Consider the following 18,471-nt stretch of genomic DNA (forward strand, 5'->3'; position numbering starts at 1 on the left):
GAGGTTCTGCATGAAAACTACGGAAGAATCTTACCATCTTTCAAATCTGAAAACACTTGAAGCTGAAAGTATTGGTATCATCAGGGAAGTAGCTGCGGAGTTCGAGAATCCTGTAATGCTGTATTCTGTGGGAAAGGATTCATCGGTAATGACCCATCTTGCTATCAAGGCCTTTTACCCTAAAAAAGTGCCTTTCCCGTTGTTGCATATCGATACCGGATACAAGTTCCCTGAAATGTATGAATTCAGAGATGAGTATACAAAGAAAAATGGGCTTGACCTGAGGGTTCTTAGGAATGAGGAAGCTCTCAAAAGAGGAGTGAATCCTCTCTCAGTTGGAACTGTCAAGTGCTGTGCAGATCTTAAAACAAAAGCACTTCTTGATTCACTGAAAGAAGGCGGCTATGATGCTGCATTCGGAGGTGCAAGAAGGGATGAGGAGAAATCAAGGGCAAAGGAGAGGATATATTCTTTCCGTGACAAACATGGTCAGTGGAATCCAAAGAACCAGAAGCCTGAACTGTGGAACCTCTTCAATTCAAAGATAGACCAAGGGGAATCAATCAGGGTATTCCCACTTTCTAACTGGACAGAGCTTGATATCTGGACTTACATCTATCATGAGAATATCGATATTGTTCCTCTCTACTTTGCGAAGGAAAGACCTGTTATTGAAAAGAATGGCCAGCTTATTCCTGTTTATACAGATGAGTATGAGGACGAGGTCAAGGATGTTATGTGTCGCTTCAGGACGCTTGGATGCCATTATTGTACAGGTGCAGTGAGGTCTGAGGCTGATACTCTGGAGAAGATCATCGAGGAGATGATGGTTGCACGTCACTCAGAGCGTATTACAAGGGTGATAGACCACGATCAGGATAGCTCTATGGAGCAAAAGAAGAGGGAGGGATACTTTTGAGTTCCGAATCTCTCATCGAACAGAGCCAGAATATCGATCTGCTGCGCTTTGCCACTGCAGGTAGTGTCGATGATGGAAAATCCACTCTCATAGGCAGGTTGCTCTACGATTCAAAATCAATATTCGAGGATCAGCTAAACACTATTAAGACCTTTTCCAGAACCCACAGGAATCAGGAAATAGATTATTCACTGGTTACCGACGGTCTGAAGTCGGAAAGAGAGCAGGGAATAACCATAGATGTTGCTTACAGGTTCTTCTCAACTCCAAAGAGACGCTTCATTATTGCTGACACACCGGGTCATGAACAATATACAAGGAACATGGCTACAGGTGCATCCAATGCATCACTTGCTCTGATCCTTATTGATGCAAGGAACGGAGTTGTTACACAAACTAAAAGGCATTCATTCATCTCATCACTTCTTGGTATCCGTAACTTCGTTATTGCTGTCAATAAGATGGATCTGGTAGACTATTCGCAAGAGGTGTTCGAGAATATTGTGAATGAGTTCAATGCTTTTGCTGACAAGTTAGCGGATGAATCTGTTTACTATATTCCAATAAGTGCGCTTGAAGGCGATAATGTCATTGAGCGAAGTGAGAATATGCCCTGGTATAAGGGTTCCACATTGCTTGACTATCTGGAGAATGTGAACGTTTCCGGTGGGCGTAATATGAATGATCTCAGGTTCCCTGTCCAGTATGTGAATTGGGGTGGTGGCGATGATTTCAGGGGTTATTGTGGTACAATAGCTTCAGGTGTGGTCCATAAAGGTGATAAAATAAGGGTGCTTCCATCTGGTAAGACAAGCAAGGTCTCAAGGATTGTAACTTATGATGGAGACTTAGATTATGCCTTTGCTCCTATGGCAGTGACACTTTGTCTTGAAGATGATATCGATATAAGTCGCGGTGATATGATCGCCAAGGCAGACGATATTCCTGCTATTGCCGGTAGTTTTGAGGCGAATATAGTCTGGATGGACAACACTCCGATGGAGATTGGTAAGGATTACCTGATCAAGCATACAACCAGTGTAGTAAAGGGTAATTTCGAAGAAGTGATACATGAGTTCGACCCTGACGATATCAGCATGAAGTCATCGCAGTCCCTGGGACTGAATAGTATCGGTAAGGCCAAGGTTGAATTGAAGAGTCCGGTATTTGCAGATCTCTATTCCGAGAACAGGGCAACTGGTTCTTTTATAGTTATTGACCCTCACACGAATCAAACCGCTGCTGCTGGTATGGTAACAAAATACAAACAGGTATCACCTGATAAAGGATGCAAATCTGTAAAGGTCAGGGTCATTTCCTATCCTGCTGACAAAAAAGAAGAAGCAATGGCAAAATATGATCGTCTTTCCATGCATGGTACACATTGCATTTATGTGGATGATGATCTCCTGAAGGAAACTCTCCGTAAGGGAAAATCAGTTGACAGTGACGAATATTCTGAAATGATAGAGAACCTGTGTAAGATAGTTACAAGATCTGGTGTATCAGTTGTTGTATGCTCGGACAATTTTAAAAGTTGAATTTAGATAACGCCATCTGTTTAAGGTGGCGTTCTTCATCTTTTTTGTTCTTTTTTGATTAGTCCTATGAACTCCAAAAATCTACCGTCAAAACATTTATATTTCATCAAACAAGTGCATAGGTCAGCATTAATCGATATATGGATTCATATTCCACATATGCATATCTTAAACTCGCTTTCTTATCTTCTAATTATCTTCATTCAAGAGGAATGACATTGACCGGTAAACGTATACTAATGGGCAACGAAGCCATTGCTTTTGGAGCCATGAAAGCTGGCCTCCAGATCGCAAGCGGTTATCCTGGCACACCATCCAGTGAGGTCATGGAAACTATCATTTCACATGCAAAAAAGTACGGCATCTATGCCGAATGGGCAACCAATGAGAAAGTAGCACTTGAAACAGCAGTCGGAGCTGCATATTCCGGTGCGAACACTATAGTAACAATGAAACAGGTCGGCTTGAATGTAGCTTCAGACCCTCTCATGAGTCTTTCCTACATAGGCATCAAAGGCTCACTTGTAATTCTCGTTTCCGATGATCCCGGACCACATTCGTCCCAGACCGAGCAGGACACAAGAGCGTTCGGTCACTTTTCCAACATTCCGGTTCTTGATCCCTCAAACCCACAGGAAGCCTATGACATGACAAAACTGGCCTTTAAGCTTTCACATGAGCTTGAAACTCCGGTTATACTGAGAACGACTACAAGGGTTTCCCACGGCTGCGAGGATGTGCTTATCGAGGATATCGATCCGGTATCAAAGGACATTGAAGGATTTGTGAAAGACAGCAGATGGATTATATTCCCAAAACTGACAGCCCAGCGCCATCCTCTTCTTGAAGAGCTGCAGGTCAAAATGTCTGACCTTTTCTCAGAGTACTTTAACGATAATACTTTCAACTCTATCACAAAAGGAAGCAGCAAGATAGGAATTGCAGCTTCCGGTGTTTCCTCTCTTTACGCAAAGGAAGCAATAAAGGAGCATTCTGATGTTTTCTCCATTTTCAAAGCAGGCACTGCATATCCTTTCCCGGAAAAAGCGGCTCTTGAGTTCATGAAAGGTTTAACCGATCTGATAGTTGTGGAGGAACTTGACCCTTATATGGAAGAACAGTTCCTGCAGATAGCAGGCAAATATCATCTTAGTATCAATATCCGCGGAAAGAAGAACGGTTCTTTCCCTGTAAGTGGCGAGTATAATGTTGATGTTGTTGTCGATAGCATCAACCGTGTACTTGATAAAATAGGTACTGAGAATATCGTTCTCTCTCATTCAACTGCAGCTGTAAAACCAGAGGATATTCCACCACTTCCAATTCGTGCTCCGACATTATGTGCAGGTTGCATGCACCGCACAGTATTCTATGCTTTCAAGAAAGCCGCTGCTAAAATGAAAAAGCAGTCAGGAATCGATTCTGTATTCTCAGGTGATATTGGATGTTACACTCTTGGAAATGCCCGTCCTCTTAACATGGTGGACACCTGTCTTTGTATGGGTGCAGGCATAAGCATTGCAGCAGGTCTTTCTCATACTCCTGAATTCATGCAGGGTAAGAAAGCAAAACAGGTGGCCTTCATAGGAGATTCCACATTCTTCCATTCGGGAATTGCTGCTGTGGTCAGTGCTGTCTATAATAATGCTGACATAACGATTGCAGTGCTTGATAATCGCACAACAGCAATGACAGGACACCAGCCTCATCCTGGTATAGGTTTGACAGCCATGGGTTCACCTGCAAAGATGATCGATATTGCAGAAGTTCTCAAAAGCTGTGGCGTCGGCATGGTAAAGACAATTGAAGCCGATGACCTCGATAAGTGTATGGATATAGCCATCGAGGCAATGGAATTTGAAGGTCCGTCTGCTGTGGTGTTCAAAGGTAAATGTGTTGCTATATGCAAGGCAACAGGACAATATGTCGTTGATGAGGACAAATGCACCAACTGTAAGTTATGCATCAACCAGCTTGGTTGTCCTGCCATATTCTCAATCGCATCTGGAATTCCGGTAATTCAGGACACATGCAGTGGCTGTGGCCTGTGTGCACAGATATGTCCGGCTGGTGCAATTGTACTGAAGGAGGCCTGAAAATGAAATTCGATATTATCATTGCAGGTGTCGGTGGTCAGGGTGTTGTGCTGGCTTCCCGTTTGCTTGCTACCGCTGCCATGGATGCAGGTTATCATGTAGCCACTGCCGAAACCATAGGAATGGCCCAGAGGGAAGGTTCTGTTACCAGCCATGTGAGAATTGGTGAGGATGTATGCGGTTCACTTATACCACATGGAAAAGCAGACCTGCTTATAGGTCTTGAACCTGCCGAGGCTGCAAGGAATATTCTTTTCCTTGGAAAAGATGGTAATATGCTTGTCAATGAGCATGCCATTATGCCTTCAACACAGGGTTTCGATGAATACGACCCAGAAACGATTCTGAAATTCCTGAAGGACAGTTGTCCGCAAACCATTACAGCTGATTTCACCGGACTTGCAAGGGATGCCGGAACATACAAGGCTGCTAATGTTGCCATGATAGCAGCGGCAGCAGGTGCTGGTCTTCTTCCATTCTCCGAAGAATATCTGTGGGGTGTGCTTGAGAAGATGATTCCTGAAAAGTACAGGGAAGTCAACCGCAGGGTCTTTGATAATGCTATTGAAAGTGTTTCAGGAAAATCAGAAAAATCCGGCAAGGAAGCAAATGAGGCTAAATGATCACAGGGTGAGTTGAATGTGTAACTGTCATGATAATAACGGCAAGAAGCTTGCAGATAAAGAGAATAACGATGCTGATTACCGCAATCTCTGTGATTATGATACATCCGTGGAAACAAGAACTGCCAGTCTTATGGCCCTTCTGAAAAGAGTTACTGAAGGCAGTCCATTTTACAGGAAAAAATTTGCAGAAGCAGGCGTTGACATTAACGAGATAAAATCTCTTGAAGATATCAGCAAGCTTCCTTTCACTACAAAAGAAGAACTCAGGGATGCCTATCCACTGGGGCTGCAGGCTGTTCCCGATGAAGAAATCGTGAGAATACATTCATCTTCCGGAACAACCGGAAGTCCTGTTATAATCCCGTACACAAAGGGTGATGTGGAAATCTGGGCTGATATGATGATGCGCTGCTATAAGATGGCAGGGCTCACAAATACGGACAGGATACAGATAACTCCCGGTTACGGATTATGGACCGCAGGTATCGGATTCCAGGCAGGTGCGGAACTTCTGGGTGCAATGGCTGTTCCTATGGGTCCGGGAAACACAGAGAAACAACTTCGGATGATGCAGGATCTGAAATCTACAGCTCTTGCGAGCACTTCATCCTATGCTCTCCTTCTTGCAGAGGAGATTACAAAAAGAGGACTGAAGGACAAGATACACCTGACTACGGGTATTATAGGTTCTGAACGATGGAGTCCTAAAATGAGAGCACGTATCGAAGACGAACTGGGAATAGATACCTATGATATCTTTGGCCTGACCGAGATTTACGGACCTGGAATTGCTCTTGACTGTTCACTGCACGATGGTCTTCATTACTGGTCTGACCATCTGCTCTTTGAGATAATAGACCCCGTGACAGGTGAAACCCTGCCGGATGGAACCCTCGGTGAGCTTGTGATTACCACACTCACAAAAGAAGGTGCTCCGCTCATACGTTACAGGACAAGGGACCTGACACGTATCTACCCGGAACCATGTAAATGCGGATGTCCTTTCCCGCGTATTGACCGTCTGCTGGGACGTACTGATGACCGCATCAAGATCAAGGCTGTGAATGTCTACCCCGGACAGATAGAGGATGTCATCATGAGGGTGGAAGGTGTTAGCAGTGAATACCAGATCATCCTTGAAAGGGAAGGCGGAAGGGACAGTATGCTCTTCAGGGTTGAGATCGAGAATGCTGATGACCCAGAGGTCAACAAAGAAAGATCAAAGCAGATGAACAAGGCTTTCCATGATTTCATAGGTGTAAGCGTTGATGTGGAATGTGTTCCGATTGGAGCATTGCCACGTAGTGAAAAGAAGAGTAAAAGAGTTATTGATAACAGGGAAATGTGAATTAGTCTTTACTAAATGTTTTCACAAATTTTTTTTGTTATCATTTTTACTAATGTTATTTTCTTCACTTGTAACGCAATCACTGTCTTTTGAAACTAATATGTTAAGTTGGTCTATCTTGTCATTTAAATAGACAAACATGAGAATTAGCAACACTACCAGCACTATAAATACAAAAGATATTTTATTCTCTACTGTTAAACCTGTGTAGTATGCATAAATGTTTGTATTGAATCCAATTGTGCTAAAAATGACTAATAATGCTGAAAATGTCATAATTTTTGTAGGAATATAATTTCCAAAATGACGATTTATTTGTCTATCAATCCATTCTGAAAATGACATTTTATCTCCCTTTCAACAATGTGGCAAAAATAGCCAGTCCCATTAGAATGAACCCTAAAGTAAAAATTCCACTGAATTGCACAACACCTGTTGCATCTTCCAGTGCAGGAAGGACAACAAAAAGAAAAACAATAATCATAGCGAGTGCACTTATACCCGCAGCTAGTCCATCACTCATATTATTACTTCTATCTTACTATTAATTATTGTATATTTTGATGCAATATTATAAACTTTATGACTTATGGTCGGAAATTAGAATGTCCTTTATTTCAAGATGATTATTACTCTTTATCCACAAGCACTGCATTGGTGATAACCACTTTTGCTGTGTATTCGTCCCTCTCGATAACTTCCATTTCCTTAATTTCTATCTTTTTGTGATACATCGGTCCGTCAGTTACAAAGCTCTCAAATTCGCCGCCTTCGCCTGCAACGTTTAATCCTATCTTCTCGTTGAGCTTTACAAGTTTTTCAATATCTTTCTCGCTGATAATACGGCCTACCCAGCTTTTGTTGAGTCCGTATGCAGCTACACTGCTGAAGATGAATTCAAAACCAAGGTCAAGGAGCTGGTACATTTCTTTCTCCTGGTCAATATGCCACAGAGGTGAAAATGCTTTGAGTCCGAGTTCGTCACAAACTCTCTCTATTCTCTCACGCTGGTAATTTGAGTAAAGGGCACCTGTGATAACTCCTTCAATACCGAACTCATCTTTAGCACGGATAATGGCATTCTTCATGTCATCTAGCTCTTTTTCTTTCTCCCCTTTTGTGAGTTCTTCGATGAGTGGAAGTTCCATTGCTTCTGCCTGCAGGCGTGCAAGGTCAATGTTAGGAGTGTGGAACATGTATGAATCAAGATTCTGGCTTTTGATCGTGATAAGGCACTCAATTGAGTAGTTCTGCTGCTGCATCACATGCATCGCATAATTACTGTCCTTGCCTGAACTGAATAGCACGCCGAGTTTGAGGTTTGGCTGTCCGTAAAACTGCTTCAGATAGTCAGTCTTAGTTTTACATCCTGCTTTCTTTGCAAGTTTGCCGATGGCTTTGTCAAAGCGACTTCCATATTGTGCAGCTTGTTTCCTGCGCTGACTGACTTCGGCAGGAATACCAATCTCTTCTGCAAGCATGCGGAGTATGAGCTTGTTCTGTTCTTCATTGATCTTGTATTCAGGTGGGATCTTCAGACAATAATCAACGAACCTTTTGTCAAGATAAGGAACACGTAATTCAATGTTGTTGTTCATGGAAACAACATCGTCACGGTAGGTATTTTTCTCGTATATCTTCAGAACATCAGCATAACAGTCCCTGCTTATATCTGTGGAGCGTTTGTGGCGATCATAACCTGCAAATATCTCATCGGCTCCTGAGCCTGAGAACATCACCCTGATGCCGTCTTCTCTTGCAGCAATACATGCTGCATATATGGTGAGAGCAACACCAACTTTTGGAACGTTGCTGTCCTCAACAAGAGGAACCACATCTTTGAGATATTCCTCTACTTCGTCAAGGTCTATGATTTTGATTTTCAGATCGAGTCCGAGTTCTTCTGCCATTTTCTTTGCATATTCCACATCAGGTGGGAGCTGAACTCCTGCAAGACCTGCTGTGTAACATGTAAAATCAATTCCAGGCTTTTTTCCCATGAGTTTGCACAGGGAGGCTATTATTGTAGAATCAAGTCCTCCTGAAAAAAGGATACCAAACTTCTCTTCCGGCATGCGGATAGATATAGCATCTTCCAGTTTTTCAAGCATTACTTTTTCAATTTCAGCAATGCTGCCTTCGTGTTCCGGCGTAATGGAAAAAAATTCCCTGTTAAATTTTTCAAGGTTTCCGGTTCTGATATTGTAGGCAAGTATCTCTCTTGGATTCAGTTCTTTGATATCTGCAAAACCATTTCTGGCAAGTGCTTTTTTCTCAGAGCAAAATGCAAATCCATCAGAACCAGAGTTGCTGTACCAGAGTGGTTTAAGGCCAACAATATCCCTTGCAATATAAACTGTATCCCCCAGCCAGTATGCGATGGCATAGACACCGATAACCTCACGGAGAACCTCGTCTATGAGATGCATCATGTTGCTCTCATTATCTCCGTTTCTCTTCTCAATTAGCTGTATCAGCAGATCAGTATCATTCTCGGCTTCGATCTCATATTTCTCAGCTAGCTCTTTCCAGTTGTATATCTCACAATTAGCAACTATCCTGCCTTTATAGACAAGAGGCTGAAGGACGAAGTTGACCATTGAATGTAGCCTATGTCCCAGTACATTACTTTCTGGAATTTCAGTGTTTATTCTAAGTGAATCAACATTTTCTGCACGAAAAACACTTTCAGCAGTGCAGATCCCAATACCATCGAGCCCTCTGTTCTTTGTGATCTCAAGGGAACTGAGGGTATACTCCAGTGAGTTGTCATTGTTAAAAAAGCCTGTAATTGAGCACATATTCTGATCGGTGACCTGTTTTAGTTCAAAGAAGCGTTAAAGTCTGATAAATGCTTTGAGTATTGTGGTGTGAAAAGTAAAAAATGAAAAAGAGAGGATTATTTGAACAAAATGAATAAACTTTAGTTGAATTGTAAATAAAGTTAAAAGAAAATGTGCTCAGGGCTTGCATTCCAGAGCAACACGTTCTTCGGGTGAAAGTGATATGTAGAATCTCAAAATATCATCAGGGTTCATATCAAGGCCAAGGTTGTACCCATTGGCTCTTCCGGCCCTGAGGAAATTCTCTTCCTTTTCGTGCTTCCTGAGCATAAGAGCCTGAATTTTTTCGTTGCTGAGTTTGGACATGTCAACTTTCCTGAGAAGACCAATGAGCAGGAAATTGTTCTCTATACGTTCGTAGTAGTTCTCGGTCTGGCTTTCTGCCTTCTTTTCAGGCTCGAACAGATATGCGGTCTCTCCATTGGAGTCCTTATAGGCAAGTGATATCTTCCTCAGTACCAGCTTTCCGTTCTCGCATACCAGAATCTTACGTTCGGTCTTCATTTACTATCCTCGATTTTTTTAGCAGAAAGGGTACAAAACCCCAGGTATTTTCACAACTTGATTTTTCTATCCTGCGAAATCACTAACTGCAATTGCAGCTTTCTCAATTAACTATTTAAGTTTTTCTCTACTATACTGTCTGATGAGTATCATTATGATGAGGTACTCTATTTACTCTGTGGCCTTTTATTTCATAAAATGCAACAGATGAAATAGAATGAGATTCTAGATAGTTACAACCATTACAGGACAGAGGAATATAATGTTCAGTGAACTCAAAGATACTATCAGGTCTTCGATATTACCGTTTGTGAAATGGATTCCATTATCTCCGAATTCGCTTACCATAATCGGTCTTCTGATTAGCGTCTGGGCTGCGTTTGTTTTCGCTACAGGTGACCTGATTACAGGAGGTTTACTTATCCTTTTCAGCGGTTTCTTCGATATGATAGACGGTGCTGTTGCCCGGGCAAAAGGCCGTATGACAATATTCGGGGCTGTACTGGATTCCGTATGTGACAGGTATGCAGATGCAATTATATTCGCTGGTATCATTTACGGTTCAGTAACCGGTGCTATTTTTCAGACCAGTTTTTTCTCCGTTCCACTCTGGTTATGGGTCGTCTTTGCCATCATGGGTTCGTACCTTGTGAGTTACGTGCGTTCCAGGGCAGAGAGTGCAGGTGTAGCTTCAATGAACATAGGTATTGCCGAAAGACCGGAACGTATGCTAATCCTTGTTGCAGGTTCACTTAGCGGATATCTTGTAGAATCCATTGTCCTGATAGTTATCCTTACACACATAACAATGGTTCAGCGTTTGCTATATGCAAAAAAAGAGCTTTCATGATCTTCTATTTTATGATCTCATCATTGTTATTTTTGTTTTTATTTTTGTGTTCGGGAATTGGAAATAGCATGTCCCAATGCAAAGCTTATAATATAAGGCGTTATTATTAATTGCCTAGTTAACTGTCATATTATTATCAATATACATCATCAAATGAGGATTCCAAATGCAATATCAGGCAGATGTAACCATTGAACTTAAAAGCGGTATGCTTGACCCTGAAGGCACAACCATCAAAAGGGCACTCGAACATTTAGGCTATAAGACCGACAGTGTAAAAACAGCAAAGAAATACACAATCGATCTTCAGGCAGAGAACATCCACGATGCCAGAGAAATAGTCGAACAGATGTGCCAGAAGCTCATCGCAAACCCGATCATCCATAATTATGCTATCTCCCTGAGGGAACTGCAATGAGTATAGGTATTGTACAGTTTGGTGGCAGCAATTGTGACCTTGACGTGTTGCATGTCTTAAAGGATGTTCTCGGAGTTGACGCTGAACTTGTATGGTACAAGGAAGAAGACCTTTCCCGTTTTGACGGGATAGTTGTCCCGGGAGGATTCTCATACGGAGATTACCTTAGAGCCGGTGCCATTGCAGCACGTACTCCTGTCATGTCTTCCATCAAAACACTTGCAGAAGCAGGTAAACCTGTAATAGGTATATGCAACGGTTTCCAGATTCTCACTGAATCAGGTCTCTTGGATGGAGCTCTTACGACCAACAACTATCCGAAATTCAAATGTGAATCCACACTTCTGAGAGTTGAAACAACTGACACACCATTTACATCGAAATTCAAGAAAGGCGAAGTAGTCAGTATTCCTATTGCTCACATGGAAGGCAATTTCTACGCAGACGAAGAAACCCTTTCAAGACTTGAGGACAACGGTCAGGTCGCATTCAGATATGTTGACAAGGAAGGTAAAGTCACAGACGAAGCAAATCCTAATGGCTCACAGGAGAACATTGCAGGCATTGTAAGTGCAAAGAAGAACGTACTTGGTATGATGCCACACCCTGAGAGAGCTTCCGAGGAAATACTCGGTTCAAAAGACGGTATCAGAATATTCGAATCAATGGTGGAGTTCATCTCCAAAAATTGATTCTACTCTTTTTTATTTAAACTCCAATTAATTTTAATTCTGACTTTTCTCTATTCCTGATTGATTTCATTTTCAGCATTCTTGATTACATTCTCCACCGTCTTCCAGGAATGTCTCACATAATCAGGTAATTCTCCATGCTCACCATACCAGTCAGCAAGGAACTTTTTTGTTTTAGGGTCTGAAGGATATCCGCTTCCAAAATCCACACCATTCTCAGCTTTTAAATCCTCTATAAGCTGGTCCCTGCGAACTTTAGCAACGATTGATGCAGCAGATACTATAGGATGACTTGCATCTGCCCTATGTTTTGAAACAATTGTCAGATGATCAGCTTTTTCAGGATTGTTTTTCCTGTATTCTTCCAGAAGTCTGACACCAAATCTTTCCTCATTTACATCTGCAGCATCGGCATATGCAGTTTCAGGATGGAGCTGTTCAAGCACCTTTGAGAATGCCAGCACCATGATATCGTTCATACTCATAAGGGTTCTGAGTTCGTCGATCTGCTGTGCAGAGATTTCTAAAACAAATACCTTTTCAGAATACTTCTCTATCTGGCCGGCAAGCTGGGATCTTTTCTTAGGACTGAGTTTCTTTGAGTCCGCAACTCCAAGATTCTTTAATGTGCTTTCCTTATCACCATCAATCATAACTCCGCCAATGCACATTGGTCCTATTACCGGTCCCTTTCCAGCTTCGTCTAATCCGGCTATTTTCATGAACAAATCCTCTTTACTAACAGTACAAAGGATTCTGATTCTAAAAAAGTATTTGCCAGGACAAGTTTAACTTCCTGGCATTTATTCTCCAAAATTCGTTCTATCAGACAAAAAGCGTGAATATCGCATATCCGATTGCCACCATGATAACAGAGTGTTTCAGGCCGGACATGACATTTCCTTCTCCCATGGCACCTGCCATGAGTCCTGAACTCATTCCCTGGATTATGGATGCATGCTTGAACAGGCGTGTGTATGCTTCAAGGTCAAAGCTACCAAGGAAGCCTCCCGTCTGTGAGCCCGAAGCTGCCATCTGCTGTCCTGCTTCTGCCATCTCAGTAAGGAAGGTCGTGGAAATGACAAAGATAACACCGACAAAAACGAAGAAAGATATGTAGATAATGACGATATAGATCATCATGCTCATGCTACGTTCTCTCTTCATACCCTGCTCGGATGCTGCATCCCTTGCAGCTACCATCAGAACCTCACCTATATCTCCACTTGACTCATTGGCTTTAGTGATAAGTGAGAGTGACCTTGTGACCACCTGAGTTCTCAGACGATTTGCAAATCGTATCAATGAATCATTGATCTCAAGTCCCCAGAAGATATCATGCCAGATCTTCCTGATCTCCTTGCTCAGTGTGTCGGTATCGGACTTGGCCATAAGCCTGATCGAATCTCTGAGTGTCATACCAGTTTCGTTGGTACTGGCAAGTTTCTTCATGAAATCCGGGAAGCTGTTCTCAAGCTTTCTTTTCCTTCTGGTCTTTATCTCATGGAATATTGAAAGTGGTAAAATGATTATGAACAGTGCAAGTACTATCTTGTCATCGATAAAATCCACGAAGAAGACTGGATTGCGTATCATGTTCATGTTCATTAGCATGGGTATAAGGACTACAAGCAAAGCCAGTGGGATTGTGATGGCAAGTGTGGTAAGCGGCTCTTTAAGCATTGGTTTTAGAGGGTTCAATGCTATACCCTTCAAAGCAAGGGATTTCTTGGATTTGATGAAACCTTCGAAATAACCTCTATTACGGACTTTATCTTCAGTCTCATCTAGAAGCTCACCCTCGTCATCATAAATCTGTTTCAGATTTTCTGGAACATCCGGTATCCCGTGGTTCAGCGTTTCGGTGGTAGGAAGCAGCTTTGGTTCACCAAGCTCTGTCGGTGTGATAATACTGATCATCACAACGAACATTATGGAACCTATGGGCAATACTGCGTAGATGATGGCATATACCATGGTGGTGGTTCCTGAACCCATTACAGCCATCATGACACCCATGATGATAATAAAAAGTGGACCTGCTACAAAGGCAGTTACGTATGATTCAGCCAGTAGTCCCAGGGTTTCAAGGAATCCTTTCTGATCTACTTCTGCCTTGATAAGGTATTGTTCTGATTTGTCACGGAAATAGTTAGGTATATTTCCTCCACTGTCAATGACAGTAAGAAGGTTATACATAAGGTCCTGGAACCTTTCTGATGGAGTTGTTTCCGAAGCGCTTGAAAGTGCAGTTCTCAGATCATGTCCGAAATAATCCATATCCCTTACGATGGAATCTATTTCTTTGGATACTTCTCCATATGTGTCCTCGGATCTTGCAAGTGCCCTGAACACATCAATGATATTCATTCCGCCTTTACTGAGCGCATACATGAATGTAACAGCATAAGGGAGTTGCATGTCAATTTTTGCTTTTCTTTCACTTGCCTGGAATCCCGGAAAAAGCATGAAAAGCGCATAGACTATTCCTCCCATTCCTACTATGAAAATAGCCGTAATGAAAACGCCGACAAATAGTTCCTTAAAGGACAGTAACCACGCCATTCTTGGACTGAATGTGACATTTGTTAACTGGTCCGGTAATCCTACAAGGACAACCACTGTATATGTAAGGAATAATCCTATAAGAGCGCCTGCAATTCCTGCAACAATAGAATAGAATATGGCATTTGAGATATACATCTCGTGAGATATTGGTATACGTGCCTGGTTAAGCTGTTTTTGAAGGTTTTCATAGTTTTCTCTTCTGGCTTTTATCTTGTCGCCAAGAAGTACGTAAGGTATCTTTTTAAGTATCTCTACATAAATTGAAGCCTTCTTTATGTATTGATCAAGGTCCAAATTATTCTTTGACTTTTTTGATCTCTTTTTCTTTTTTCCCTTCTGATCATCAGTTGCCAGTTCCTGAGCTGTCTGATCTTCGGCAGATATATCCCCATCTTCTATTTTATCGATAATATCTTCCTGGACATTCTCTGTCAGTATCTCAGAACTTTCATTTGTCTCAGTCACATTATCACACCCAGTTTTTTACACCAGCATTATACCAGTTGTAATTTCTTCAGGACCTTTTCCGGTGTGGACTGGTAAGCGTTGATTATATCAGAGATCTCCTGGAAATCTGTGATACCGTTGTTTGCCATGTATTCAAGGATCTTCTGACGATAGTACAATTCCTGGTCTACCTTACCCTGTGCCCAACCACGTCTCATCTTAATATCGAAAAGTGCTTTTGATTCACCAGTACGTATGAACATGTCAGACTCTGAATCCCAGACAAAGATGTCGTTTGTCCTGATGTTCCTTGTATTAGGATCAATGTCAACGATTTCTACCAGTTTGATGTTCCTTCTTACACGCTTACCTTTTGTGTATGTCTGGGACTGGATACTCATGATATCCAGCGCCTGGATCATTGTACGTGGAACACTTATTGGCGGGTTCTCAAGTCTGTGAATGGCAGATGCAACAGAGTCAGCGTGCATTGTCGAGAATGTGGTGTGTCCTGTTGACATTGCCTGGAAAAGTGTGAGTGCTTCTTTACCTCTTACTTCACCCACAAGCAGGAATTCAGGTCTCTGCCTGAGGGCTGCCTTTAGCAGGTCATACATGTCAACAGCTCCTCTTTCATCTGCTGTGAATGAATCTCTTGTGATACTTGGGATCCAGTTAGGATGTGGAAGTTTGAGTTCCCTTGTATCTTCAAGTGTGATGACCTTGGCTTTTTCAGGAATAAAGAGTGAAACTGCGTTAAGTGAAGAAGTCTTACCTGATGCAGTACCTCCTGCATAGATCAGACTCTTGTTGTTCTCAATGCAAAGCCAGAGATATGCCATTGATTCTGAGGAGAAGGTTCCCCATTTGATAAGGTCAACAGGTGTAATTGGTGTGTCGCTGAACTTACGGATGGTAAATGTACTGCCGTGTGCTGTAACACTTGTACCCAGTGTCATCTGTATCCTTGAACCATCCGGCATGGTCGCATCAACCATAGGTTCTGCAACTGAGATGTGTTTTCCACTTCTCTGAGCCATCTGAATAATGAAAGAGTTCAGTTCATCTTCTTCATAGACGACATTGGTAGCGATATTCTGGTGTGCCCTGTGGTAAAGGAAAATTGGGACATCATGGCCATTGCCGGACACATCTTCAATGGAGTCATCCATCATCAGGGCATCTATCTTTCCGAACCTGACAAAGTCCCTTTTGATGAAATATGAGATCTTTTCCAGCATTGGTGGTGTAATTTCGATAGTGTAATCTTTAATAATTGACCTTATCTTGGAGTCAAGAACAGCTTCTTTGTCATCTTCCTCTTCGTTGATCTCTTCCACTAAAAGCACATCTCTTAACCTGTCTTTTATTTCAAGAAGGAAAGTATGTTCAAAATCAGTAAGTTCAGGTTCAACGATATAATAAAGATGACTGTTGCGTTCTTCGTTGTATAGGATAACTATGAATGCATATGGTTCATTGACCCAGTAGCGTTCAACTTCTTCATATCCTTCCACGCCTTTAAACTCAGCAATAGGCCCGTGGAGCTCAGGATCATACGGATCGATCTCTATCTCGGTTTGCTTGAAGAGGTTTTTGATCTTATCAACAAATCCCAGTTTCTCTTCTATCTCTTCCGTCTGCTCTTGAGGAGCTTCCTCTTCTTCATTTTCGGAGTCGATTTCCAGAGTATCCGCTGATATTGATTCTTCTTCCAACGAGATACTCTCAATTTCTTCTGTGTTGGTATTGGTCTCTTCTTCCTTTCCAGTGATCTCTTCTTCTATAGTCGTTTCTGGAGTTTTTTCCACGTCAATATTATCAGTGATCAATGGCTTTGGAGGACCGAAATTAGGTGATCTTGGAAGTAATATCCCAAAGTCATCATCATTTTCCTCTTCTGTTTCCTGATCCTCGTTGTCTTCAGCAGTTATGGCCTCAGTGGTACTAAGCAGTTGAGCAAAATCTTTCTCGAATTTCTCTCGGTCTTTTTCTATTTCCGACATTTCCTTCATTATATCCGTGTTCAGGATCTCATCATCAGTTCCCTGATCACTGGAAACTTCTTTAGGATTATCTTTTTTATTATGAATGGAAGATTCTTCCTCAGAAACATTAGATTGATCATCGGCCATTTTTTCACCGCTGGATGAATAATTTGATTTCATAATCTATTATTAATTATTTGATAATGTTTAAGGTATCAGAAGCATGATTGATTATATTATATTCTTATTATAATTATACTATACTGGTAATTAAAGGTATTGTAGGAATGTAACTTTTCTCTCTTACATTATTAGTTTATTTCGATAGTTCCTACATATCTGCAGACTTTAAATGCAGAAATTCCCAATATCATTACTTTTCATCCTTCGTAGTTTCGTAGATATTTATCTAAGTGGTGTATGTTCATTGGTATATACTAGATGTACATATTTTTTTCTATAAATATACAATTATATTCATTATATTGACATGCATGTCCAAAGTTATCAACTTTTATGAGTTCTAATGTACATGCAGTCAGTTCCGGATTAGGATTTAGAAATGATATCGTAATGCTTATGAATATGCTCTGGAGAGAACTCGTCTTTGGTGGACATCTCTTCGCTATAGGGTCAGTTTCTGTTGTAATGGCTTGCTGCATTATGTTTATGATCCCTGTGAGCTGGGATATTCTTTTTGTGACATATCTTATGTTCTACGCGATCTATCTTTATGATTATACACAGGGGGCCTCTTCTGATGAAGCTACAAACAGCAGCCGTGCAAAGTATCTATTATGCAAGAACAAGAGCAAATGTACAGTTATTATCTCATCTACGGTATTTTTTACTATAATGATATTCTTCACATCATTCACTATAACTGCAATAGGAATTGCAATCCTGGTTCTTGGTCTTCTTTATGGAAGCCACTTTAAGAAGCTTACAAAAAAGATACCGGCATTCAAGAACGTCTTTGTTTCTATCGTCTGGGCATTCATGGCAATTTTTGCTTTTGTCTATTATTCATTACCAATAACATACGGTGCAATGATGCTTGCACTTTTTGTCTTCATCCGCATGATGAATATACAGATCCTCTTTGATGTAAGAGATATGGAAGGCGACCGTAAAGATGGTCTTCTGACAGTTCCTGCCATTCTTGGAGACAGAAAATACCCATTTATTCTCAGACTTATCAATATAGTATCAATCATCTTCATGCTGGAATGTGTTGTAATGGGTATACTACCAGCTTTCACACTTGCAATTATTCCAATGTTCTATTATGCTGTAAGCTACATTAACAGGGTTGTAAGGTCCAGAAAAGAATACACATCTTACGTCTTCGCAGCATTTGAACCTATCATGTGGTCAATATTCATATTTGCAGGAAAATACGTTGCAATGCTCAGTGTTTTCTGAGCATTTAATCTTACATTCGATCTTAGCATTCATAATGTTTCAGGCATAGGGTTCCAATTCCTCTAAAAAAACGAACAAGAACTCTCCAAACTAACTACATGTCTCCCTGAAAACCCCATTTATCCACATTTAAACACAAATATTAAATGTAAAGTTGGATATGTTCTGCTAGATTATAGCTAGAACAAAACAGGGAAGGAACTGAG

At 41.4% G+C, this 18,471-nt stretch carries 16 protein-coding genes; 9 read left to right on the forward strand and 7 right to left on the reverse strand.

The genetic code is table 11. The features are described from left to right. The first annotated feature begins 10 nt into the window (after window positions 1–10). The 5 genes from cysD to BLP52_RS09560 all read left to right on the forward strand — a co-directional run bounded on the left by cysD (window position 11) and on the right by BLP52_RS09560 (window position 6,530). Entirely contained in the window at window positions 11–919 is a 909-nt protein-coding gene (cysD, locus tag BLP52_RS09540; RefSeq protein ID WP_091710257.1) for a sulfate adenylyltransferase subunit CysD, read from the forward strand. Beyond that, window positions 916–2,460, forward strand: coding sequence for a sulfate adenylyltransferase subunit CysN (gene cysN, locus BLP52_RS09545; protein WP_162272969.1), 1,545 nt, complete (start codon window positions 916–918; stop codon window positions 2,458–2,460). The genes cysD and cysN overlap by 4 nt, the downstream gene beginning before the upstream one ends. 212 nt (window positions 2,461–2,672) lie before the next feature. Beyond that, window positions 2,673–4,556, forward strand: coding sequence for an indolepyruvate ferredoxin oxidoreductase subunit alpha (iorA, locus tag BLP52_RS09550; protein WP_238380796.1), 1,884 nt, complete (start codon window positions 2,673–2,675; stop codon window positions 4,554–4,556). Between the two features lie 2 nt (window positions 4,557–4,558). Continuing rightward, window positions 4,559–5,179, forward strand: a complete 621-nt coding sequence (locus BLP52_RS09555) for an indolepyruvate oxidoreductase subunit beta (RefSeq protein WP_091710260.1) — start codon at window positions 4,559–4,561, stop codon at window positions 5,177–5,179. Window positions 5,180–5,195: 16 nt separating this feature from the next. Then, window positions 5,196–6,530: a phenylacetate--CoA ligase family protein gene (locus BLP52_RS09560; protein WP_202905765.1), complete on the forward strand. Its 1,335-nt coding sequence runs from the start codon at window positions 5,196–5,198 to the stop codon at window positions 6,528–6,530. Between the two features lie 21 nt (window positions 6,531–6,551). On the opposite strand, the gene BLP52_RS09565 is transcribed toward BLP52_RS09560, so the two are convergent. From BLP52_RS09565 to BLP52_RS09575, 4 genes are all read right to left on the reverse strand, one after another. After that, the gene (locus BLP52_RS09565; RefSeq protein WP_091710261.1) at window positions 6,552–6,875 is read right to left on the reverse strand and encodes a hypothetical protein; all 324 of its coding nucleotides are present in this window, start codon (window positions 6,873–6,875) and stop codon (window positions 6,552–6,554) included. Window position 6,876: 1 nt separating this feature from the next. Next, window positions 6,877–7,053: a hypothetical protein gene (locus BLP52_RS14420; protein ID WP_154717844.1), complete on the reverse strand. Its 177-nt coding sequence runs from the start codon at window positions 7,051–7,053 to the stop codon at window positions 6,877–6,879. A 106-nt stretch (window positions 7,054–7,159) separates the two neighbouring features. Next, entirely contained in the window at window positions 7,160–9,331 is a 2,172-nt protein-coding gene (locus BLP52_RS09570; protein ID WP_091710262.1) for a diphthine--ammonia ligase, read from the reverse strand. 159 nt (window positions 9,332–9,490) lie between these two features. Then, on the reverse strand, window positions 9,491–9,877 hold the full coding sequence (locus BLP52_RS09575; protein ID WP_091710263.1) for a hypothetical protein: 387 nt from the start codon (window positions 9,875–9,877) through the stop codon (window positions 9,491–9,493). A gap of 262 nt (window positions 9,878–10,139) precedes the next feature. Here BLP52_RS09575 and BLP52_RS09580 point away from each other — a divergent pair, with 262 nt between their 5' ends. The 3 genes from BLP52_RS09580 to purQ all read left to right on the forward strand — a co-directional run bounded on the left by BLP52_RS09580 (window position 10,140) and on the right by purQ (window position 11,837). Continuing rightward, complete coding sequence (locus tag BLP52_RS09580; protein ID WP_091710264.1) at window positions 10,140–10,727, forward strand: CDP-alcohol phosphatidyltransferase family protein; 588 nt, start codon at window positions 10,140–10,142, stop codon at window positions 10,725–10,727. A 166-nt stretch (window positions 10,728–10,893) separates the two neighbouring features. After that, window positions 10,894–11,145 (forward strand): phosphoribosylformylglycinamidine synthase subunit PurS, encoded by a 252-nt coding sequence (gene purS, locus BLP52_RS09585; protein ID WP_091710265.1) that lies wholly within the window; start codon window positions 10,894–10,896, stop codon window positions 11,143–11,145. Continuing rightward, a complete protein-coding gene (purQ, locus tag BLP52_RS09590; RefSeq protein WP_091710266.1) occupies window positions 11,142–11,837 on the forward strand; it encodes a phosphoribosylformylglycinamidine synthase subunit PurQ in 696 nt (231 codons plus the stop codon). The genes purS and purQ overlap by 4 nt, the downstream gene beginning before the upstream one ends. A gap of 50 nt (window positions 11,838–11,887) precedes the next feature. On the opposite strand, the gene rnhB is transcribed toward purQ, so the two are convergent. From rnhB to BLP52_RS09605, 3 genes are all read right to left on the reverse strand, one after another. Continuing rightward, a complete protein-coding gene (gene rnhB, locus BLP52_RS09595) occupies window positions 11,888–12,559 on the reverse strand; it encodes a ribonuclease HII (RefSeq protein WP_091710267.1) in 672 nt (223 codons plus the stop codon). A 103-nt stretch (window positions 12,560–12,662) separates the two neighbouring features. Further along, window positions 12,663–14,870: a type II secretion system F family protein gene (locus BLP52_RS09600; protein ID WP_238380778.1), complete on the reverse strand. Its 2,208-nt coding sequence runs from the start codon at window positions 14,868–14,870 to the stop codon at window positions 12,663–12,665. A 29-nt stretch (window positions 14,871–14,899) separates the two neighbouring features. Next, window positions 14,900–16,987, reverse strand: coding sequence for a type II/IV secretion system ATPase subunit (locus BLP52_RS09605; protein ID WP_238380779.1), 2,088 nt, complete (start codon window positions 16,985–16,987; stop codon window positions 14,900–14,902). A 369-nt stretch (window positions 16,988–17,356) separates the two neighbouring features. Between BLP52_RS09605 and BLP52_RS09610 the strand changes: the two genes are divergently transcribed. After that, window positions 17,357–18,265: a UbiA family prenyltransferase gene (locus BLP52_RS09610; protein WP_091710269.1), complete on the forward strand. Its 909-nt coding sequence runs from the start codon at window positions 17,357–17,359 to the stop codon at window positions 18,263–18,265. Window positions 18,266–18,471: the final 206 nt, after the last annotated feature.

Source organism: Methanolobus vulcani (genome assembly GCF_900100715.1).
GTDB lineage: Archaea > Halobacteriota > Methanosarcinia > Methanosarcinales > Methanosarcinaceae > Methanolobus > Methanolobus vulcani.